This window comes from Thioalkalivibrio sp. ALJ1 (assembly GCF_000745395.1).
In the GTDB taxonomy this organism is placed as follows: domain Bacteria; phylum Pseudomonadota; class Gammaproteobacteria; order Ectothiorhodospirales; family Ectothiorhodospiraceae; genus Thioalkalivibrio.
In genome coordinates this window covers 454595-476034 of the sequence record NZ_KN050684.1, presented here as the reverse complement: position 1 = coordinate 476034, position 21440 = coordinate 454595, and the positions used below count along the sequence as shown (strand labels likewise).

18 protein-coding genes are annotated in these 21440 nt (G+C 63.8%); 10 read left to right on the top strand and 8 right to left on the bottom strand.

Going from position 1 to position 21440, the window contains the following annotated elements:
* Nucleotides 1–201 precede the first annotated feature (201 nt).
* The 3 genes from F462_RS04605 to F462_RS04595 form a co-directional block, all read right to left on the bottom strand.
* The gene (locus F462_RS04605; protein ID WP_038052002.1) at nt 202–1311 is read right to left on the bottom strand and encodes an ABC transporter ATP-binding protein; all 1110 of its coding nucleotides are present in this window, start codon (nt 1309–1311) and stop codon (nt 202–204) included.
* Entirely contained in the window at nt 1308–3071 is a 1764-nt protein-coding gene (locus tag F462_RS04600) for an ABC transporter permease (RefSeq protein WP_038052000.1), read from the bottom strand. Before F462_RS04600 ends, F462_RS04605 begins: the two co-directional genes overlap by 4 nt.
* Before the next feature lie 269 nt (nt 3072–3340).
* Nucleotides 3341–4378, bottom strand: a complete 1038-nt coding sequence (locus tag F462_RS04595; RefSeq protein ID WP_038051998.1) for a Fe(3+) ABC transporter substrate-binding protein — start codon at nt 4376–4378, stop codon at nt 3341–3343.
* Nucleotides 4379–4527: 149 nt separating this feature from the next.
* Between F462_RS04595 and glnE the strand changes: the two genes are divergently transcribed.
* The 4 genes from glnE (at nt 4528) to hldE (ending at nt 10160) form a co-directional block, all read left to right on the top strand.
* Complete coding sequence (gene glnE, locus F462_RS04590; protein WP_038051996.1) at nt 4528–7455, top strand: bifunctional [glutamate--ammonia ligase]-adenylyl-L-tyrosine phosphorylase/[glutamate--ammonia-ligase] adenylyltransferase; 2928 nt, start codon at nt 4528–4530, stop codon at nt 7453–7455.
* A 12-nt stretch (nt 7456–7467) separates the two neighbouring features.
* Complete coding sequence (locus F462_RS04585) at nt 7468–8388, top strand: branched-chain amino acid transaminase (protein WP_018142163.1); 921 nt, start codon at nt 7468–7470, stop codon at nt 8386–8388.
* Nucleotides 8389–8416: 28 nt separating this feature from the next.
* Nucleotides 8417–8641 (top strand): zinc-finger domain-containing protein, encoded by a 225-nt coding sequence (locus F462_RS04580; RefSeq protein ID WP_018142162.1) that lies wholly within the window; start codon nt 8417–8419, stop codon nt 8639–8641.
* 67 nt (nt 8642–8708) lie between these two features.
* Nucleotides 8709–10160, top strand: coding sequence for a bifunctional D-glycero-beta-D-manno-heptose-7-phosphate kinase/D-glycero-beta-D-manno-heptose 1-phosphate adenylyltransferase HldE (gene hldE / locus F462_RS04575; RefSeq protein WP_026181694.1), 1452 nt, complete (start codon nt 8709–8711; stop codon nt 10158–10160).
* On the opposite strand, the gene F462_RS04570 is transcribed toward hldE, so the two are convergent.
* Genes F462_RS04570 through F462_RS04555 form a run of 4 tightly spaced genes read right to left on the bottom strand, consistent with a single transcriptional unit; the run spans nt 10108 to nt 14040 of the window.
* Nucleotides 10108–11427, bottom strand: a complete 1320-nt coding sequence (locus F462_RS04570; protein WP_018142160.1) for a BUD32 family EKC/KEOPS complex subunit — start codon at nt 11425–11427, stop codon at nt 10108–10110. The two genes, hldE and F462_RS04570, sit on opposite strands and share 53 nt — an antisense overlap.
* Nucleotides 11402–12100 (bottom strand): sulfotransferase family 2 domain-containing protein, encoded by a 699-nt coding sequence (locus F462_RS04565; protein ID WP_018142159.1) that lies wholly within the window; start codon nt 12098–12100, stop codon nt 11402–11404. Before F462_RS04565 ends, F462_RS04570 begins: the two co-directional genes overlap by 26 nt.
* A gap of 4 nt (nt 12101–12104) precedes the next feature.
* Complete coding sequence (locus F462_RS04560) at nt 12105–13238, bottom strand: glycosyltransferase (protein WP_038051994.1); 1134 nt, start codon at nt 13236–13238, stop codon at nt 12105–12107.
* A complete protein-coding gene (locus F462_RS04555; protein ID WP_018142157.1) occupies nt 13228–14040 on the bottom strand; it encodes a 3-deoxy-D-manno-octulosonic acid kinase in 813 nt (270 codons plus the stop codon). The genes F462_RS04560 and F462_RS04555 overlap by 11 nt, the downstream gene beginning before the upstream one ends.
* A 197-nt stretch (nt 14041–14237) precedes the next feature.
* On the opposite strand from F462_RS04555, the gene F462_RS04550 reads away from it, so the two are divergent.
* The 5 genes from F462_RS04550 (at nt 14238) to F462_RS04530 (ending at nt 19434) form a co-directional block, all read left to right on the top strand.
* Nucleotides 14238–15632: an O-antigen ligase family protein gene (locus tag F462_RS04550; protein WP_026181692.1), complete on the top strand. Its 1395-nt coding sequence runs from the start codon at nt 14238–14240 to the stop codon at nt 15630–15632.
* Nucleotides 15633–15662: 30 nt separating this feature from the next.
* Nucleotides 15663–16766, top strand: a complete 1104-nt coding sequence (locus F462_RS04545; RefSeq protein ID WP_196800134.1) for a glycosyltransferase — start codon at nt 15663–15665, stop codon at nt 16764–16766.
* On the top strand, nt 16766–17782 hold the full coding sequence (locus F462_RS04540; RefSeq protein WP_018142154.1) for a phosphotransferase: 1017 nt from the start codon (nt 16766–16768) through the stop codon (nt 17780–17782). The genes F462_RS04545 and F462_RS04540 overlap by 1 nt, the downstream gene beginning before the upstream one ends.
* 3 nt (nt 17783–17785) lie before the next feature.
* Nucleotides 17786–18535 (top strand): DEAD/DEAH box helicase family protein, encoded by a 750-nt coding sequence (locus F462_RS04535; RefSeq protein ID WP_038051992.1) that lies wholly within the window; start codon nt 17786–17788, stop codon nt 18533–18535.
* Between the two features lie 131 nt (nt 18536–18666).
* Nucleotides 18667–19434 carry a sulfotransferase family protein gene (locus tag F462_RS04530; protein WP_244270842.1) on the top strand — a complete coding sequence of 256 codons (768 nt, stop codon included), beginning with the start codon at nt 18667–18669 and terminating at the stop codon, nt 19432–19434.
* A gap of 13 nt (nt 19435–19447) precedes the next feature.
* Here F462_RS04530 and F462_RS04525 read toward each other — a convergent pair whose 3' ends face one another.
* Nucleotides 19448–20200, bottom strand: coding sequence for a sulfotransferase family protein (locus tag F462_RS04525; RefSeq protein ID WP_018142151.1), 753 nt, complete (start codon nt 20198–20200; stop codon nt 19448–19450).
* Nucleotides 20201–20318: 118 nt separating this feature from the next.
* On the opposite strand from F462_RS04525, the gene F462_RS04520 reads away from it, so the two are divergent.
* Nucleotides 20319–21416, top strand: a complete 1098-nt coding sequence (locus F462_RS04520; protein ID WP_018142150.1) for a glycosyltransferase — start codon at nt 20319–20321, stop codon at nt 21414–21416.
* Nucleotides 21417–21440 lie beyond the last annotated feature (24 nt).

The following is a 21440-nucleotide window of genomic DNA, read 5'->3' as shown; positions in this document are numbered from 1 at the left end:
CCCCGATCCTGCGTTGCGCCCCAAATCCATCCAAAACGGGCGGGTACAACCAGTACCCGCTGGACGCCGCGCCTTGTTTCGGAAAACCTGGGGTGCCAACGCGAGCAGGTACATTGATCCGTGTTTCCCTGAGGAGCGGGTGTGGGTATCGGAACACGTCAACTCACGGGAGTTCCGGGCGCTGCCGGATGGGATAGCGGCTCAGGCGCTGGGACAGTCGACGCCACTGCCGCGAGAGAACACCACCAGATGGGTAAAATCCAGGCGCAGGCGCACGTGCTCGCCGATCACGAAGTTGTCGTGGCTGGGGGCCAGGCACAGTACGCTAATCCCGTCCGGCAGGCGCAGGGTGTAGAGGAAATCCGCCCCGCGGAAGGCCTTGTCGAGGATCTCGGTGCGGATCGTGCCCTCTTCGTTGTCGATGGCGATGTCGTCCGGGCGTACCAGGACATCCACGGCCGTGCCCGGCGGTAGCTGCTCCGACAGGGCACCTTCGATCTGTCCGAAAGCGGTATCGACTACGTGCTCGGCGCAGACCATTCCGGGGATCAAGGTCCCCTCGCCGACAAAGTCCGCAACAAAGCGATCCGCCGGACGGTGGTAGAGATTGTAGGCGGTATCCCACTGCGCCACGCGGCCCTGGTGGATGACCGCGATGCGATCGGCAAAGGCGAAGGCCTCGTGCTGGTCGTGCGTCACCAGGATGGCCGTGGTGTGTTCCGCGCGCAGGATGCGGCGCACTTCCCGTGCGAGTTCGCTCCGGAGCTCCACATCCATGCTTGAAAACGGCTCGTCCAGTAGCAGCAGCTTGGGACGCGGCGCGAGGGCGCGGGCCAGGGCGATACGCTGCTGTTGGCCGCCGGATAGTGCGTGAGGGAAGGATTCGCCATACCCGGACAGCCCGACCAGCTTGAGCAGCGCGAGGATGCGCTCCTCGCGGTCCGTCCGACTCCAGTGGCGGATGCCGAACGCGATGTTGTCCTTCACGCTGAGGTGCGGGAACAAGGCAAAGTCCTGGAACACCATGCCGACGCCGCGTTTCTCCGGTGGGATCGTGCGATGGGCATCCGAGACGGTACGTCCGTCGAGCTGAATGGCCCCGGACATTAGGGGTTCGAATCCCGCGATGGCGCGTAGAAGCGTGGTTTTGCCGCAACCGGATGGTCCGAGCAGGCAGCCGATCTGCCCCTTGGGCAAGGCCAGGGACACCTGATGGACCACAGCCGTTCCGTCGTAGCCGATGTCGACCTCGTCGAGGGCGATCAGCGGTGTGTGCGGGACTTGCAGGGCGTCTTCAGTTGGCTGAGTCATGGCGTATTCGTCGTGCCTGCGGGCATGGCGAGGGGTTTGGACGGCGGTTCTTCCTCCGTCGCACGGGTTTGGCCCTGCTGGCCAGGACGGGAGCGACCGATGGTCATCGACAGCAGGATAACGGGAACCAGTCCGACCAGCACGATGGCAAGTGCCGCACTGGAGGATTCGGCCAGGCGTTCGTCGCCGGCGAGTTCAAAGGCGCGCACGGCAAGGGTGTTGAAATCGAATGGGCGCAGGATCAAGGTCGCCGGCAGCTCCTTGAGGACGTCGACGAAGACCAGCAACAACGCGGTCAGCAGGGTGCCGCGCATGATTGGCAGGTGCACCCGGGTCAGCGTCTGCAGCGGGCGCATCCCGAGCGAGCGTGCGGCATCGTCCATGCTGGGCTGGATCTTGCCCAGCCCGGCCTCCACCGTCTGCAGCGAGACCGCGAGGAAGCGCACGGCGTAGGCAAACAGCAGGGCGAATACCGTCCCGGACAGCAGCAGGCCGGTGCTCAAGCCGAAGGTGTCGCGCATGAAGCTGTCCAGGGCATTGTCAAAGGCGGCGAACGGGATCATGACCCCGATGGCGATGACGGTCCCCGGGACGGCGTAGCCCATGCCGGCCACGCGCACCGCGACCGTGGTGAAACGGCCACCCTCCATGCGTCGGGCGTAGGCCAGGATCAGTGCCAGGACCACCGCGATCACGGCTGCCGCGATCGCCAGCCAGAAACTGTTAAAGACCAGCCGCGCGAAGCTCGCATTCATCCACAGGTCGGTGGTCTGCAGGGTCCACAGTGTGAGCTGGAAGGCGGGCAGCAGGAAGCCCAGCAGTACCGGGAGCAGGCACGCAAGGAAGGCGGCGGTGGCCTTCCAGCCGCGCAGTTGGTAGCGCGGCAGGGTGGAGTAGCGCCGGCTGGTGTGATGGAAGCGCGCCTTGGCCCGTGACCAGCGCTCGAGCACGATCAGCACGAACACGAAGGTGAGCAGTACCGCCGAGAGCTGGGCGGCGGCGGCTGGATCGCCCAGCCCATACCAGGTCCGGAATACCCCGGTGGTGAAGGTGCTGACACCGAAGTAGGCCACCGTGCCGTAGTCCGCCAGCACCTCCATCAGAGCCAGGGTCAGACCCGCGATGATCGCCGGCCGCGCCAGCGGCAGAGCGACCCGGCGAAAGCCCCCGAACGGGCCGGCGCCCAGGGTGCGGGAGACCTCCAGCACGCAGACCGATTGTTCCAGGAAGGCGGCCCGGCTTAGCAGGTACACGTAGGGGTACAGCACCAGGGTGAGCATGGCCATCGCGCCGCCGAGGGAGCGGATCTCGGGGAAGTAGTATTCGCCGTATCCCAAATCCGTGAGGTCGCGGATCAGACTCTGGACCGGGCCGCTGAAATCCAGCATGCCGGTGTAGGTGTAGGCGATGATGTAGGCCGGCATTGCCAGCGGGAGCATGAGCGCCCACTGGAAGATGCCGCGCCCGGGGAATTCGCAAACGCTGACGAGCCAGGCGACCGGCACGCCGATCAGCAGCACCCCGATGCCCACACCGACCAGAAGCGCCAGGGAATTGGTCACGTAGTCCGCCAGGACCGTCTCGCGCAGGTGCTGCCAGACTTCGCCAGCCGGAATAAACACGTGGCCGAAGATCACCAGAATTGGCAGAGCCAGCGTGAGCGCTACCAGGATGGCGACGGCCGACCAGGGACTGAATGGCAGGCGTCGCCGATCCGGGTGGGCCGTTGCGGCAGCGGGAGTGGAGGGCTGGGCACTCATGGAGTGCGAATAATAAAGGTTCTTTTTTCGAATACCACTATGGCCGCTCTCCGGTTGGCGGATTGCCTGTGCCCTTGGTTTTTTCACCACAGAGCAAGGAGGGCTCAGAGAACGTCAGAAAAGGTTTCGCGGGGGGGTGTCGATGCCGACGTGCGATTCAATCAGCGTCTCCTTAACTCTCGCTTCGTGTCCTGTGAGCGCTTCGTGGTGAAAAACAATACGCCCCCGGGAGGACCGGGGGCGTCAGGCATTGCACTTGAGTCAGAGCGTTAGCGCCAGCGCGCGCGGTCCATGATGCGGACTGCCTCCGCGTTGTTGTCGCCCAGACGATAGAGCTCGATGTCATCGGACTTGAACTCGCCGAACCCTTGCAGGATTTCACTGGCGGGCACGTCGTCGCGGATGGGGTATTCCTGATTGACCTCGGCGTACCACTCCTGGGCCTCGTTGGAGGTCATGAACTCGAGCAGGCGGATCGCATTCTCGCGGTTCGGGGCATGGGCAGTGACGCCGGCACCGCTGATGTTGACATGGGTTCCGCGGTCATCCTGGTTGGGCCAGAACACACCAATCTGTTCGGCAACCTCGCGATCACGCCCTTCGCCGTCGAGCATCAGGCCCAGGTAGTAGGTGTTGGCCACTGCAATATCACAGACGCCGTTCGCCACTGCACGGATCTGGTCGCGATCCCCACCCTGCGGCGGGCGCGCCATGTTGGCCACGATCCCGTTGGCCCATTCCTGGGCGTGTTCGGCGCCCTCGGTGGCGATCATCGCGGCGACCAGCGACTGGTTGTAGACATTGTCGGAGGAGCGGATGCAGATCCGGCCTTCCCACTTCTCGTCGGTCAGGGCCTCGTAGGTAGAGAGGTCATCCGGATCAACCCGGTCCTTGTGGTAAAGGATGGGTCGGGCACGGGACGAGAGGCCAAACCACAGCCCGTCCGGGTCGCGATAGCGTTCCGGGATGTTCTCGTTAAGAAGATCTGATTCGGTGCCCTGCAAAACGCCGGCTTCGCTGGCATGATGCAGGCGCGCGGCATCGACGGTGATGAAGACGTCGGCAGGCGAATTGCGTCCTTCCTGGCGCAGGCGTTGCAACAGGCTGTCCGCTCCGCCGGTCACCAGGTTGACCTTGATGCCGGTTTGGTCGGTGAAATCATCGAGCAAAGGCTTGATCAGGTTTTCCTGCCGTGCGGAGTAGAGGTTGACCTCATCCTCGTCGGCCGGGCTGCAGCCGACCAAGGGCATGCTGACAGCGATGGCGGCGGCGGTTCCGATGAGCCAGGCAAAGGGACGAAAGGTCATAACACGGTCCTTGATGGGTGAATAAACGCACTGCGGCTTTATTGGACGAGAACGATTGTTATTTGTGTTTTCATCCAAGTCAATACCCCATGACCGAGTTTGGGGTTGCGGCTGGCCTCCCCGGGGCGTAACGCTGATAGGCTTGGCATATGGACAAACCATTGCCCGATATACCCACCAGTCTGCCGCCAACGTTGCAGCAGGAGGTGGGCGACCTGTTGGCCGAGCTCGGCGACAAGCTTGCCTGGCCAGAGGCCTTCCTGGCGTCGGCGGCCACCCCGTTCGCCTTCAGTCACTATCTGGTCCAGACGGTGCGCCAGCATCCGGATTACCTGTTGGAGGCGCTGGACGCGGATGGCCGGGTGGCGGCCTGTGGTGATGAGGAATTTGACCGCCAGCTGCAGTCGCGTCTTGAACGTGCCACGGACGATGCGGGCTTGCGCCGCGCCCTGCGCGAGACGCGGCATCGCGAGATGATCCGTGTTGCGTGGCGTGACCTTTCCGGGCAGGCCGGTCTTGATGAGGTCATGCACGACCTGAGTCGGCTGGCTCGTTCCCTCATCGAAGGCGGTCTGCAATGGATTGATCGCCATCTGCAGACGCGTTATGGGCAGCCATGCGGACCACAGGGCGAGCCCCAGTCCATGGTGGTTCTGGGGCTGGGCAAGTTGGGTGGCGGTGAACTCAATTTTTCGTCCGATATCGATCTGATCTTTGCCTTCGAGGAGGCGGGGGAGACCGATGGCGAACGTACGATCGAGAACCAGGAGTTCTTCCAGCGTCTGGGGCGCCAGTTGATCGCGGCCCTGTCGGACGTGACGGCCGATGGCTTTTGTTACCGCGTGGACATGCGCCTGCGACCGTTCGGTGATTCCGGGCCCCTGGTCATGCACTTCGACGCGATGGAGGACTACTATCAGGCTCACGGCCGCGAGTGGGAGCGTTATGCCCTGATCAAGGCGAGCCCGTTGGCGGGGGACCCAGAGGCCGGGGCGCGGCTGATGCGCCGGCTCCGTCCATTCATCTATCGGCGCTACCTGGACTACGGCACGCTCGCGAATCTGCGTGAGCTGAAGCAGATGATCAACGATGAATCGGCGCGTCGCGGCCGCTTCGAAGACGTCAAGCACGGCGAGGGCGGGATCCGCGAGATCGAGTTCATTGCCCAGTCGTTCCAGTTGATTCGCGGCGGTCGTGATCAAGCCCTGCAGCGGCGCGACCTGCTGGGCGTCATGGCCGTCTTGCGGGAGCGCGACCTGCTGCCCGGGTATGCCGTGGAGCAGCTGGAGCGTTCCTACCGTTTTCTGCGACGCGTCGAGAATCGCCTGCAGATGCTGCATGACCAGCAGACCCACCGGCTGCCCTCCAATGGCGACGACCGTCATCGCTTGGCGTTGTCGCTGGGGTTCGATGACGAGGCCTCCTTTGAAATGGCCTTGCTGCGCGAGCAGCGGCGGGTGCATGCGCACTTCGACCAGGTCTTCACAGCGCCACAGCGGGCGGACGGGGAGGCGATGGAGGCCTCGCCGGAGACCGATCGCGAGCAGCAGCTCAACCGTTTGTGGCAGGGCGCGCTGGCGGAGCCGGCTGCCCGCGCGGTGCTGGAGGCCACGGAGTTCCAGAATGTGGAGGCGGCCCTGAGCGGGATCGCCGATCTGCGCGAGAGCCCGGGTGTGCGCGCGATGAGCGTGACCGGTCGCCAGCGTCTGGATCGCCTAATGCCGTTGCTGATCGGGGCGATCGCCGAAATGGATACGCCGGATGCCGTGTTGCCACGGGCGCTGCAGATGGTGCGCACCATCGCCCGACGCTCGGTGTACCTGTCGCTCCTGGTGGAAAACCCGCTGGCGTTGTCGCAGTTGGTCAAGCTGGTGGCGGCCAGCCCGTGGATCAACGAGCAGCTCACCCGGCACCCGGTGCTGCTAGACGAGCTGCTGGACCCGCGTGCGCTGTACGCACCCCCGGATCGTGACGGGCTGCGCGAGGAGCTAGAGGCCGAGCTGGCGCAGTTTCCCGAGCAGGACCACGAGCAGATGCTGGATCGGTTGCGGCAGTTCAAGCAGGTGCAGACGTTGCGGGTGGCGGCCGCCGACATCATGGGCTTTCTGCCCCTGATGAAGGTATCCGACCACCTGACCTGGCTGGCCGAAGTCTTGCTGGAGCGGGTGCTGCAACTGGCCTGGGAGAAGATGGTCGAGCGCCACGGAGAGCCCCAGTGCGGCTCTCTGGATGGTCGGCGCGCGGCGCGTTTCGCGGTGATCGGCTACGGCAAGCTCGGGGGATTCGAGCTGGGCTACGGCTCGGACCTGGACGTGGTCTTCCTGCACGACAGCGAGGGAGACGAGACCCAGACCGTAGGACCCAAGGTGATCGACAACGGTGAGTTCTTTGCCCGTGTGGCCCAGCGCGTGGTCCACCTGTTGGGGGCCTTCACCCCGGCGGGTCGTTTGTACGAGGTGGATACGCGGCTGCGCCCCAGTGGCGCGGCCGGCCTTCTGGTCAGTGGCTTGCAGGCGTTTCGGCGTTACCAGGACGAATCCGCCTGGACCTGGGAGCACCAGGCGCTGGTCCGGGCGCGATTTGTTGCCGGTGATGCAGAGCTCGGCGAACGGTTCGATACCCTGCGCCGCGAGGTCCTGACCCGCGAACGTGACGTCGCGGCTCTGCGTGCCGAGGTCGTGGAGATGCGCGATCGCATGCTCTCCGAACATGCCTCGAAAAAGGGTCGTGGCTTCCATCTCAAGCGCGATCGTGGCGGTATCACTGATATCGAATTCATGGTTCAATACTGGGTTTTGGTGTCGGCTCACGATCATCCCGCCGTCTGTGACTGGCCGGACAAGATCCGCACGCTGGAAATGCTGGGGCGCGAAGGGGTGATCGACACGGCGCTCAGCGAGGCGCTGGCGGATGCCTACCGGGATCTGCGCAATCGTATTCACCGCCTGACACTGGCGGGAAGCGACGCCCGGGTCGAGGAACCCGACGACGAGCTTTGTGCCGTGCGCGATCGCGTGATCGAAGCCTGGGTTGACGTGTTCGGCGAGCCGCAGACGGCCGCGAACCAGAACGCATAGAGGAACAAGACGATGTCGATGGCCGACCGCGACGGGGTGATCTGGCTGGACGGGCAGATGGTGCCCTGGCGCGAGGCGAAGACCCACGTGCTCACCCATACCCTGCACTACGGGATGGGTGTGTTCGAGGGCGTCCGCGCCTACAAGACCGAACGTGGGCCCGCGATCTTCCGCTTGCAGGACCATACCCGGCGCCTGTTCAACTCGGCCAAGATCCTGGGTATGACCATCCCCTATACCGCCGAGGCGCTGAACGACGCGCAGATCGCATCCGTCCGTGACAATGGCCTGGAGAGCGCCTATCTGCGTCCGATGTGTTTTCTGGGCGATGAGGGCATGGGCCTGCGCGCCGACAACCTTCAGGTGCACGCGATGGTCGCGGCCTGGCACTGGGGCGCCTATCTAGGCGACGAGGGCATGGAGAAGGGCATCCGCATCCGTACCTCGTCTTACAGCCGTCACCACGTGAACGTGACCATGTGCAAGGCCAAAGCCAACGGCAACTACATGAACTCGATGATGGCCCTGCAGGAAGCGACCCGCTGCGGCTACGACGAGGCCATGCTGCTGGATACCGAGGGCTACGTGGCCGAGGGCAGTGGCGAAAACATCTTCATCGTGAATGATGGCGTGCTGTTCACGCCGGACCTGACCTCTGCGCTGGACGGCATTACCCGCCGCACGGTCATTGCCCTGGCCGAGGAAGAAGGCCTGAAGGTGGTGGAGAAGCGCATTACTCGCGACGAGGTCTACATCGCCGACGAGGCCTTCTTTACCGGCACCGCCGCCGAGGTGACCCCGATTCGCGAAGTGGACGACCGCCCGATCGGTTCCGGTACGCGCGGGCCGATTACCGAACGCCTTCAATCGCGCTATTTTGATGTCGTACAGGGCCGCGACAGCCGTCACGATAGCTGGCTGACCTACGTCTAAGCTCGGACCAACACGCGAGAACATCACCATGGCCAACCCCGATACCGCTCATCACCAGGAACAGTACGAGACCGCTAACGCGCAGACGGAAATCACGGTTACCCAAAAGGATCTTCCGCTGCACTGCCCCATGCCGAAGATGGCGCTGTGGGCCTCGCATCCGCGGGTCTTCCTGCCAATCGACGAGACGGACGACGGCCGCTATCTATGCCCCTATTGCGGCACGCAGTACGTCCTCAAGGACGACGCCTGATCCCGTTGGACTTTGACAGCGTACCCTCCGGGGGGCTTCCGGCCGCCCCCGGTGGCAGTCATTCCCAATGAAACTCTCCCTCCCCCCATTTGACCAGGCACGCGTACTCGTCGCGGGTGACCTGATGCTCGATCGTTACTGGCATGGCGGTACGGACCGTATCTCGCCGGAGGCCCCGGTGCCCGTCGTCCACGTGCGCGAGATTGAGCAGCGCCCCGGTGGTGCCGGCAACGTGGCATTGAACCTGGCGGCCCTCGGTGGTCATGCCGACCTGGTCGGTATGACAGGCGATGACGCGGCGGCCGAAGAACTGGCGGGCCTGTTGGAAGGTTCGGGGGTGAGCTGTCATTTTCATTGCAAGCCGGGGGCGGCCACGATCACCAAGCTGCGCGTGATCAGCCGACATCAGCAGCTGATTCGTCTCGACTTCGAGGACGGCTTCCCCGGTGCCATCGCCCACGATCTGCTGTCGCAGATCGAACCCTTGCTGCCTAACTGTGGCGTGGTCGTTCTGTCCGACTACGCCAAGGGCGCGCTGCGCGACCCCCAGCCGTTGATTCAGGCCGCCCGCGCGGCCGGTGTGCCGGTGCTGGTGGATCCCAAGGGCCGCGATTTTTCGGCCTACCGTGGCGCCGACCTGGTAACCCCGAACCTAACCGAACTGGAGGGGGTGGCGGGCCCCTGCCCGGATGACGCCAGCCTGGAACAGGCTGCCCACCAAATCCTGGACGAGTGTGGGATCAAGGCCCTGCTGGTTACGCGCGGCGCGGCGGGGATGACTCTCTTTCGGCAGGGGCAGGCCACCGTGCATCAGCCGGCCCGGGCGCGCGAAGTCTTCGACGTGACCGGCGCTGGTGACACGGTTATTGCCACCCTTGCCGGGGCCCTTGCAGCGGGGGCCCCGCTGGAGGAGGCGATGCACCTGTCCAACCTGGCCGCCGGTATCGTAGTGGGGAAGCTGGGTACGGCCACGGTGTCGCTGGTCGAACTCCAGCGCATGCTGTACGCGCCGGAGTCCGCCGGACAGGGTGTGCTGGACTATCCCGAATTGCAGCAGGTATTACGGGAGGCGCGGGCTGCGGGCGAACGCATCGTAGTGACCAATGGCTGCTTCGACATCCTGCATGCGGGACACGTCGCCTACCTCTCACAGGCCCGGTCTCTGGGCGATCGCTTGCTGGTGGCCGTCAACGACGATGACTCGGTACGGCGCCTGAAGGGCGAAGGGCGCCCGGTCAACCCGGTGGATCAGCGCATGGCCGTGCTGGCGGCGCTGGGTGCGGTGGACTGGGTGGTCCCGTTTTCCGACGACACCCCGGCCGACCTGATTGCCGAGATCTTGCCGGACGTACTGGTCAAGGGTGGCGACTATCGGCCCGAGGCCATCGCCGGACACGATGCGGTGGTGGCGAACGGAGGCGAGGTGCGAGTGCTGGAATTCCTGGATGGCTGCTCGACCAGCGCGGTCATGGGCCGGATTCAGGCACGTTCGGATTCAGGCGCGCCCGAAGCGCCCTGACTGCCCGCTCGACGCTCTGCCTGAGTTGGGGCGAATCCGGGCGTCCGAAGTTCAGCCCCTGTGGATCCATGAACCACACGCGTTCCCCGTCCCATCCGAGCGTTTCCGGTGAATCGAGTGACAGCGCCAGGCCCGCCTTGGCAAGCTCGCCCCAGGAGCGGTCCGCTTGCTCCAGGATGGTCCCTCCGTCCTGAGCTTCGTGCGGTTGCTCGGTTCGGGCGCTCAGCGGTCGGAGCCCGGGCGGATTTCGCTGGATCAGCCAGCCGAGCCCGTCGTTGGACCATGTGATCGCGAGAGGCCGTAGGACAGGCATGCCCAGGCGCTGCAGGATCAGCGCATGCCGCCAGGTGCGCAATGCCAACTGTCGTGTGACCCAGGGACGCAGCAGGGAGGGCATGGGGCCTGCGGGCAGATCGATGCGGCACGCCCGGATCGTGTCAGGATCCGGGTAGCCATCCGTGGTCCCTTTAGCGTGGAGCGCCTTTGCCAGGCATTCGACAGTATCGGCTTCCAGGTGGCGTCGGTCCCGTATCGTCCGGATGTGTCCGTATCGCTTGCGGGGGTAGTGCTTCCAGCCTTGGCTGGCGCGTGCCGCGACCTTTTTCGCTTGCCGCAGGCGAGCGATCCGCACGGCCTGCACAAAGGCCTGTATGTCGTCTTCCGTGCACGGCCATTCACGTAAACGGCAGTAGTACGCGTAGCCCCCTGCGACCTCGGATTCCGGCAGGCGGGATTTCGAGGCATACAGGCGCAGCAGGTGGGCGCGTGCCTTGCGGCGGTTCAGTGCCCGCCGCTGCCAATGGACCCGGTCTCCGTCGATCGCGTACAGCTTCCGGTCGTGCGGGATGAAGTTCAGCCAGTTCAAGTCGTGCTGGCGAAGGCCAGCCTGGTGGTGTTCGGCCAGTGTGCGTAGCAGGAGGTGATGCAGCTGTTCGGGCAGGGCTTCGGGCGGCCACGGCTCGTCGGCCTCGATCCAGTCCAGCACGCACAGCCAGGCGCGATACCGCTTCGCGAATCCCGCATGCCGTAGCGCCGGGGCTGCGATCCCGGCCGACTGGAGTCGGAGAGCTCCACGCACGCCCCGGCGCCATTCGGGCCACTGTTGTATCGAGCCCAGGTAGAACTTGGCCACAACCGGGTCGCTACCGTTCAGCGTGGCGCGAAAAATCCTCCGCTTCCCGGGGTACTCGTGGATCAGGCATTCGAGGACGAGATCCCCAATGCCCGCGAGCGGGATGCGGTCAGCCGGTTCCGGTAGTGGACGCATCGGCTGGTTCAGGCGGGTCAAAGGTGTAGCCGAGCACCTCGAGATCGCGCCGGTAGTGCTGCGCGACTATCTCCGCCAGGGCGTCGTCGTAGTACCGGCGGTAGTCCTCGCGCTTGTGCGCGCGGCGCAGATGCGGCAGTTGTGGCGTGGGAATGCCGATGCGCTGGCAGATGGTGTCGAAGTCCTGCTGCAGACGTTCGTAACGGCCAATGAAGTCGATAATCACACGGCCCTGCAGGTCCACGATGTATTCGTGCTGCAGCTCGGCCGATGTGTCCAGCATGTAGTCGTAGGGCCGTTCGGGATCGAATTTCAGCCGCAGGAAGTCGCCGAAGTCCCGCACGCCCTCCAGTATCGCCGGCTTCTCGCGCCGTATGTGGTGGTAGGAGCTGACCTGCAAGTCCCAGGGATTACGCACAATCGCGCACTTGAACAGGTCACGGTAGACGGGCTCCGGCAGCATCTCCTTGGCTGCAATGGCCTTGGCGTGGCGCGGAAACTTCAGCCCCAGTTTGTGCCGGGGGCGCGTCAACTGGCTGACCTGGCTGGCCGCCCACAGCGGAATGCTGTACCAGCCTCCCCAGCGATACGGCCGCAGTGCGGCCCGGATGCTGGTGCCGCCTGTCTTGGCGATGTGGATGAACAGGAAATTCTTGCGATACGAGATCAGCATGCGGCTAGGTTTCTCCGGTTCGCCGGGGTTCGATACCCAAGACATCCAGGTATCGCTGCGTGCTGGCTTCGATAGTGTACTCAGAGACGGCTTGGCGGAGTTGCCGGGCCGGCACCGGGGTCTCCAGAGCCTGAAGGATACCTGCTGCCAGTGCCTCCGGATCGGCCATCGGTACCAGTGGGCCATGGAGCCCGTCCTCGAGGATGGTGCTGGGCCCGCTCGGGCAGTTGGTAGCGACCACCGGCGTGCCGAGCGCCATGGCCTCCACCAACACGTTCGGTGCGCCCTCGAAGCGCGACGACAGCACGAAGACGGTTGCTCGACGCATGAACGCATAGGGATTGTCGAGAAACCCGGGCAGGTCGATTTGCGCCTCGACGCTGAGTTCGCGTGCCAGTTGTTCCAGATGCGTGCGTTCTGGGCCTTCACCCAGGATGATCAGACGCGCCTCGCGGTTCTCGCGCACACCAGCGAAGGCCCGGATCAGCGTGGCGAAATCCTTCTGCGGTCGCAGTCGACCCGCGGCGACGATGACGGGCATGGAGAGTGTTTCGGCATCGTCGAGCCAAGGGTGCCCTGATGCCGCTTCGGCTTGCTGATACAGGGCCGGGCTGATGCTCGGATTGGCAATGACCTCGAATCGGTCCCGGGGGAGCCGGGCGATGGAGGCCAGATCGTCCGCCACGGCCGGGGCCACCGTGACGATTCTATACGCCCAAGGGTACAGCCAGCGCACGGGCAGGTAGCGCGCGCTCCTTTGCAGCCAGGACCTTTCGGCCAGCGAGCCACTCAGGTGCATGCCCATGCGCAGCACGATGCGGGTGGGCACGCGCGCAAACCGCCGCGCCAGCAGAGCGACGCGGCCGGCGCGGTCCTTGGCGGCGAGCAACGCGTGGGGCTGCACCTTGCGCAGGTATCGGTATACCGCAGGCAGTGCCTGCAGGGAGGTACGTACATCCAGACGAATCACGTTGACGCCCTCGGGGATCTCCTGCACGTGCCCGCCCTGGGCCTTCAGCAACAGCAGGTCCACGGCCACGCCGGCATCCACGAAGCCGCGGAGCAGGTTGTTCATCATCTTTTCGACCCCGCCATCCCCGGTGTAGGCAATCAGCACGGCCAGCCGTTTAGTCGCCATCGCCGCCCCTCGCGCTGCGGTAGCCGGAGAGCAGCTCGGACCATCCCGTGCGTCCTCGTTCCCGGATCTCGGGCCACTTTTCCAGCGATCGCCGCAAGCGCTCCAGATTGCCTTGCAGTCCGCGTTGTACGCTGAGGCGGCCCCGGTCCCAGTCAATGAGCCAGACCTTCCCGGATGGCTGGACCAAGATGTTGCGAACGTTGAGATCGGCGTGCCAGGCACCGAACTGGTGAAACCTCGCCAGTGTCGCGCCGACCTCGTGCCACAGGGTTGGAGTGTCCTCTTGCTGCTGTATCCATTCATCCAGCGGCGTCGCATCCGACACTGTTGCAGTGACCAGGTCCCCCGAATACACCAGTCCGTGGCGCATGACCCGGGCTGCGACGGGGCGTGGAACCGGCAGTCCCTGTTCGTACAGGATCCGGGTTAGGTTCCATTCCCGCACAGGGCGCGTGCGCGTACGCCCGGTCCACAGGTACCGGTCCTCCGATAGCCTGGCGACCCAGCCACCCCGCCAGTAGTGGCGCAGCACGAGGTCCAACCCATCGTAGTTTAGAAAATGTGTCGCGCGGCGCCCGATACGGGTTTCTGTGATGGAACCCTGTTGTTGCAGTCGATGTGGCTGAAACAGTTCTTCCGCTGCTTCAGGGAGTAGCGACGTATCGTGAAGAATCCATCGGTTTCGCGCCGGGTGCGCCAGACGCTCGGCCACTGGTGTAAGGTCGCCGTCCTTCGCGGGCGATGCCGATGAGCCGGCGTCCGGGCGATGGTTCGGAATGTGAACGCGGTTATCGTCTGGCATTAAGCATTGCAACAGGCGCCTCGCACCGGTTTCCCTGGTTGTGATCCGGACCCTTGAGCAGGGACGTAGTGCTGGACGCTGGCGGGGTGGACCCCCGGTGGGCACCCATTATACTGACGACCGTTTTTGAGGAGCCATGCTGTGGTACGCCCTTTGGTTGTGGCTCGATTGGATAATGCGCGTTAAACGGGATCTACATGACAACAATCGACGGACGTGCAGCGTCCCTGAACTCCACCGTGCCGCCACCCTGTTGGCTGAGTTATACGGCCATAGCGTTCGTGTATGCATTCGCCTTTCTGTCGCCGCTCAGCATTACGCTGGGGCAGCTTGCACAGTTCGGAATGCTGATCATCACTCTCATTGTTGTGGCACGCCATTGGCAAGGGGTGATTCGTACCCCGGTCTTCTGGATTGCCCTGGCGTTTATCGTTTACGTGCTCATGCGGGGGCTGGCTGCTGCTTTCGTTGAACAGCCGGAGCTTGCCAGCGAACACCTGGAAGGTACCGGGACCTGGATCCGTATCCTCGCTTTACCTGTGCTGATCCTGGCCATGACCTTGGTGGCTACTGGAGATTGGTTGCGTCATGCCCTAGGCGCACTGGGCGCCATGGCACTGGGGTTCGTTCTGTTCGAAATTGTGCCGACCTGGTCATGGGCAGACTTCAATCAGGCGCTGACGGGTACCTCTCGCTATATCTTCGGTATGGGGCACTCGCGGTCCGCCCTGGCAATGGGTTCCATATTGATCGTTCTACTGATGCTGGCACCCGCGCTGCTGCTGGGCGGTCAGGCTCGGTCCCGTATGCCCGTCTCCTGGTTGATTGCGCTGCGGACGGGTGGCGTATTACTGCTTGCGATTGCGTTACTGGTGGCCGTTTTCGTAACCAAGTCGCGCACGGGATGGTTGTCGCTGACGGTGGCTCTGGCGGTGTTGGCCGTCGTTTTGGTTTGGCATTTTCGTCGCGAACTTCTTCGTCCTTACGTCATCGCTGCGTTGCTCATTGTGGCGGCGTTGTTCGCTTCTGTGCTCTACCTTGCTTGGGATGAGATCGAGCGCCGCGCAATGGACCGTGTGGACGCTATCGGTGAAATACTGGCCATGGAAAAGCTGGACGATGCCTGGGAATTCGAAGATGGCAATGTGGGGGCAAGAGGGGCGTACAAGGTGTTCGCCATCCAGCTGTGGCTTGATCGCCCGTTGACGGGGTGGGGCCCTGCGGATCCTTACCACATGATGGAGGAGCGGCCCTTGCCACCCATCCTCCAGGGCCGCTCGGGACATTTCCACGATGCCCATGCCGAGTTGATCGCGCGTCTGGGGGGTATTGGATATACCCTGATGATCGCACTCTTCGCGGCCATCATCTGGGAAGCGATTCGACAGGTGCGTGAGCGACCCCGTTCGGATCGTCTCGGGCTGGGCCTGGCGTTCACAACCATCGGCTTCGTGCCCTTTATGCTGGTGGCGATGTTGGGCACGTACTTCCTGGATTCATTCGGGCAGATCCATCTGTACACGATGTTCCTGGCCCCGATGATTGCCGCGGCCCTTGCCCGGCATGTAACCGTCTCCCGTACAAGCGGCTGAATCGACGTGCCGGATATCGTCCTGTTCGGCATGTTTCGCCCCTGGGGTGGGACGTATCGTCGGCTGATGAACCAGATCCACGTCTGGACCCGCGACGGCTGGTCGGTGGAACTGGTGACCTTTCGTGATGGCGAGATGTTCTACCCCGACGAAATGCCTTCCTCGGTTGCATGTGTGCATCTTGGAACCCGCGGCAAGCTTGCCACGACCTGGGCCTTGTGGCGTTACCTGCGACGGCGCCAACCTCAGATTATCCTGTCGGTTAACCACATTACCAACATGATCCTGGCCCAGGTCGGGATGCTCCCGGAAACTGGTGCCAGGCGATTTCTGAGTGTGCCCAATACCTTTGGCGAATCGGAAAAGCTCGCCGCTGAACCCCGGCGGCGAGAGCAGAAGTTTCGCCAAATTCGCCGGTGGTATCCGCGTTCGGACGGCGTGATTGCGGTCTCCGACGGGGTGCGCGACGACCTGGTGGATACGGTGGGTCTGAAGGGCGTGACCGTGCAGCGCATCTATAGCGGATCGGTGGCCCAGGGAACGCTTGATCGGGCCAGCGAACCGGTGGACCACCCCTGGTTAACGGACAAGACTTGCCCCGTCATCCTGTCGGCCGGCCGTCTGGTGCCACAAAAGGATTACCCGACCCTGTTGCGCGCGTTTGCGCGTCTGCGGGAACGCCGCGAGGCGCGATTGATCATTGTGGGCAAGGGACGCGAGGAAGGGGCTCTGCGCGCGTTGGCGAAAGAGCTGGGTATTGAAAACGACATGGACTTGCCGGGGTTCGTCTCAAACCCCTATGCGTGGATGGCGCGTTCGGACGTCTTTGCCCTGTCCTCGCGATGGGAGGGGCTGGTGAATGTGGTCATGGAGGCCCTGGGGCTCGGTGTTCCCGTGGTCTCGACGGACTGCCCCAGTGGCCCGCGCGAGATCCTTGCCCACGGCCGCTACGGCCTCCTGGTGCCGATGCAGGACCCGCAGGCCCTGGCCTGTGCCATCGATCAGACGCTACGGGGCGAAGCCCCTGTGTTCGAGCAGGAGGAGGCCGTACGCCCCTTCCTAGTGGAAACGGCATCGCGCGCGTATCTGGACTTCTTTGGTTTGGAATCCCAAAAAAGGGGGGTGTCGCGTTGATGGGAGTCTTTGCGCGCTGGAAGCAGGGTCGACAGACGCGGCAACAGTTGCACTGGGCCGAGCGCGAACTGGTTCAGGGGGAATGGCGGATATCGGGTGGTGTGGCCTACTCCCCAGCCGCTGGGGCCCATCCGGATGCTTACCAGAAGCGTCTGCTTCGGACTTCCGGAGGGGCGCGCGAAGTCCGGTGCGGCGAGTCGATGGGATTGGATTCGGCCTCTTGCGACACCCTGATCGCTCGTAGCGACTGGACCTTGCTGGTGGATCGAGGTCGGCGCTGGATGTTGCGGGTGACGAATCGCCCGGGACAGACCGACAAGCTGCTTCGCCATGCGCAGTGGCTGGCGCAATCCTATACTTGCCCCGAAATCAATCCGGCCACCGTGGCGATTTTCGGGGCGTTCGCCGTTCGAGAATCCTTTGTCGACGGCGTGCCCATTCGCGACGCGGATGCCGATCAGTGGGATCCGGCCTTTCGCCAGCTCCTCGCCAGTTGCGAGCACCACGTACAGTATTGCGATGGGCACTTTGATCTGGGCCGGGTATGGAGCGAGGTTCGGCAGTGGCGCCTTCCTGGCTGGTTGCACAGGGCGTTGAGTCAGCACGAAATGGGGATCGAGCAGTGCCTGCGTGGAGCGCCCGTTCTTGAATGCCATGGGGACTGCCATAACGGAAATGTGTTTGTGCGCGCCGATGGTCGTGTCGTGTTGATCGATCTGGAGCGGGTGCAATCGCTGCCCTTCTTCTATGACGCACTTTCGCTCCTGCGCGGGACGGCCCCGGTGAACGAGACCCTGCGTTCGGACTATCTGCGCGGCAAATACGATACGGAGCTGTCCTCGTTGTGGCGTTCGGCCGGCCGCGAATGGTATCCCGATCACCGTGTCGCGGCACTGCTTTCGATGGCCCTCGCGCATGCCTTCCGCCCCCAGTTCGCGAGCGCGGACTCGGACAAGCGCCGGGAAAAACTGGTAGGTGCCAGCGAGAAACTGCGACATGCTTGCGAGGTGGGGTAACCGATGCGGCGACTGGAGCTGATGGGGCCTCCGGGGGTGGGCAAGACCACATTGCTCGGACCGCTTCAGGCGGAATGGAAGCGCCGGGGTGTCCTGAGTGCATCGCCGCGCTGGCTTCCGCTATGGGCGGCCCATGAACGCCAGGCTACCGGTGCGTTGCGGCGCCGTATTGAGACGGCCCTGTATGCCCGCAAGGGTCTGCAGCGCTGGATGCGCGCCAAGCTCGAAAAGGAGATGGTGCGCCACGAATTCAGGTCCCTGCGGGAGGCCGACGCACCTTGGCCGGAGTTCCTGCGCCTGGCGCTCACCCGGGGCGGTGAGCCGAGTGAAAGCGAAGCGCTGACGCTGGAGCGGATGCAAAGCTTTATCGGCAGCGTGGCACTAGCGCGCGCGACGGATCGGCTACCGGGGAACGCCTGGATTCCGTTCGACGAAGGGTTGGCGCAGCGCGCGATCAGTCTGGGACTGGGGGCGCCACGGGAGCAGGTGCAGGCCTATCTGGAATGCATGCCGGCCCCCCAGGCGCTTGTTCTGTTGACGGCCCCGCCCGAGGCCATCAATGAGCGCCTGCGCCAGCGCAACCCGAATGTGACTCGCTTCCACGAGATGGTCGAGCCGGCGATCGAGATGACCGAGACGGCGGCGAGCATCTGCGCTGGCCGGGGTATCCCGATTGTGCAGCTGGATGCCCGTGAGCCGCCTGAAAAGTCAGCCCGCGATCTCGTGGACAACCTGATGAAGCTGCGACAGTAGCCCATGGGACGGGCAGTTCCTATGGCCAAGGACGGACGCCATGAGGGCACGCCTCGGGCGCGGCCGAATGACGACCAGAATTGAGAACATTACTCGCCATGGCAAAGAACGCGCCGAGTTTTCGAAAACAGTTGACCCGTTCCCGAGTTGCGTTGCTGACGGGCACACAGGGATTGCGCGCCGTCACCATGGATCGGGCTCATGTCTACCCCGATCTGCGGTTGATCTACAACCGGATCAAGAAATCGGGCAACTCCAGTATTTCGCTCTACCTGAACGAACTGGTGTTTGGTGGTGGCGATAGTGACGCTGGAGCGGTTTCGACGATGACGCGGGCGGACTATCGGTCGGAATTGAAGAATGCGCGGTCTGCAGGCAAGCGACTGGATGAGCTGTCGCTGCGAGAGCTCTTTGCGGCACGTCACTACTATCGCTTCACCGTCTTCCGAAACCCTTACGCTCGCTGCCTTTCAGCATTTCTGGACAAGGTGGCGTCCGCGAAGCGGCGATATTCTCATTTCCCCGGGGCCGGGCAGCAGGATATGGCCGGATTTTCGGATTTTGTCCGATTTCTCGAGTCGGGCGGGCTGAGGGCGAACAAGCATTTCTGGCCGCAGTGCCATCTGTTGATGGCGCCTCCGGATCAGTTTGACCAGATCGGTCAGCTGGAGAATCTGCGGGACGACTTGAGTCGGGTGTGCGCGGAGATTGGTGTGTCCCTGCCTGCTTCACTGGATTTGAGCAAGCCTCATGCCCTGGAGCGTCGCTACCAAGGGAAGGTCCAGGGCGCGACCCGTCGGCTCGAGTCGTTCTACGACGAATCGCTTTACTCGCGGGTGGCGACCCTTTACCGGGAGGACTTTGCGGTGGGCAGGTACGATCCGGACTGGCGGCCCTGAGACCTGCTGCGCATTAGTCGCTCGGATCCAGCGAATAGCCGAAGGCGTCGAAATCCTCGCGATAGAGTGAGCGGACGCGGTCGACCGCGGCTCCATCGTAGTACTCCGCCAGCTTGCTGGCGGATCCAGTACGGTGAGGATCCCAGTTGTGTATCTCCACGAGCGATCCGTCTCCGAAAAGTCTTTGCACCAGCGCCGGGAGGTCCCGATCGATGTGCTCGAGATGGCCGGTGAAATCCAGGCGGCCGCGGTCACGGGGTAGCAGACTGACCTGTGGGGCCCAGTGAGGGCCGCGGTAAAGCGCCTCGTTTTCCAGTCGTTCCAAGAAGTCAAAAAAACTCGGGGTCGAGCCGTCCTGCGCCGGCGATGCACCGAGATTCTTGGCAGCGGGTGGCCGGTCACGCATGATCTTGTCGAGATAGGCCGACAGCGTGCGCTGGAACGGGTTACGCACGAAGGTGAACAGGAAGTAATTACGCCAGGCCTCGCGGCTGCGGCGCAGGCCGATCTCGCGGGGGTGGCGGTAAACGCCGATCTTGTCCCCGGAGGCCTGAACTGCTTCTCGCTGCTCGTCCGTGATCGACGGGTCATAGCGCAGAAGGGTGTTCCCGACGGTCGAGTGCCCAGCCTTGGGGATCCGGTAGAACACGAAGCGTTGCGACGTGGATACCAGGATGCGGGGATTGACGCGATGCTTCTGGACCCGCCCGTCCAGGTGGGACAGCAACGGGTTGAACCACTCGCTGAATAACCGTGTGGCATGCATAGCGCGCGAATATAGCACGCCTTTGTTCGGAACCATCTTGGAGGTGCCCGACGAGTTCGCCGCGCCTGAAGCCCTGCCGACGTCTGCGCTATCATCGGGCGCGTCGAATGGAGGGCAGGTGGTGGGAAAACCCCGGGTCGCAATCCTCTCGCCCTTCAAGGCGTGGGGCGGTATCGAGCGCAAGGTGCTGATCCTGTGCCGGGAGTTTCTGGCGCAGGGTGTGCAGCCGCAGATCATCCTGACGCGAGGTGGCGTCGTCCCGTATCCGGACGAACTCCCACCCGAAGTTGAGGTGATCGATCTGGCCAGCGGTGGCAAGCTGGACAGCGTGCGCAAGCTGACGCGCCTGCTGCGGGAAGATCCTCCCGCAGCCCTGCTGACCGCCAAGGATCATGCCGCCAAGGTCGCCGTGATCGCACGCCGAATATCGGGATGCCCGGTCCCGATATTCGTGAAGATTACCAATACCCCAAGTCAGACACTGCGGCGGCGCTTCAAGCGCTGGACGGCGCGCCTGCTGTATCGCCAGGCTGATTGTGTCATCGCGATCTCCGAGGGGGTGCGGGACGATCTGATCGCAAATTTTGGTATGGACCCGGGCAAGATCCGGGTGATCTACAACCCGACCGTGACGCCTTGTATTCCGGGGCGTGCCGCGCAGCCCGTCGACCATCCCTGGTTTCAGGGAGGGGGGCCACCCGTGATTGTGGGCGCGGGGCGGCTGACCGGGCAGAAGGACTTTGCCACGTTGATCGAGGCCTTTGCTCGGCTGCGGATGCGACAATCGGCGCGCCTGGTCATCCTGGGGGATGGCCCGCTGCGGGATTCGCTGCAACAGCGGGCCCAGGCGTTCGGCGTGGCGGAAGACGTGGATTTGACCGGCTATGTTCCCGACCCCATCCCGTACTTTGCCCGTGCGGCGTTGTTCGTGTTGTCGTCCCGCTACGAGGGTTTGGGCAACGTGATCGTCGAGGCATTGGCGGCGGGCGCCCCGGTGGTAGCTACGGACTGCCCGTCCGGCCCGCGGGAGATCCTTCAGGATGGGCGCGTGGGGCGTCTGGTGCCAGTGGGTGATCCTGGGGCATTGAGTGAAGCGATGGAGGCGACCCTCGGTGCCCCACCGGCGGACGCGGCGTTGCGTGATGGCATGGAGCGGTTTCGCAGCGATCGGGTCGCGCTGCAGTACCTGCAGGTAATGGGGCTCAAGACGGCATGAAGTCAGCGGACCCGTGCGCGCTGA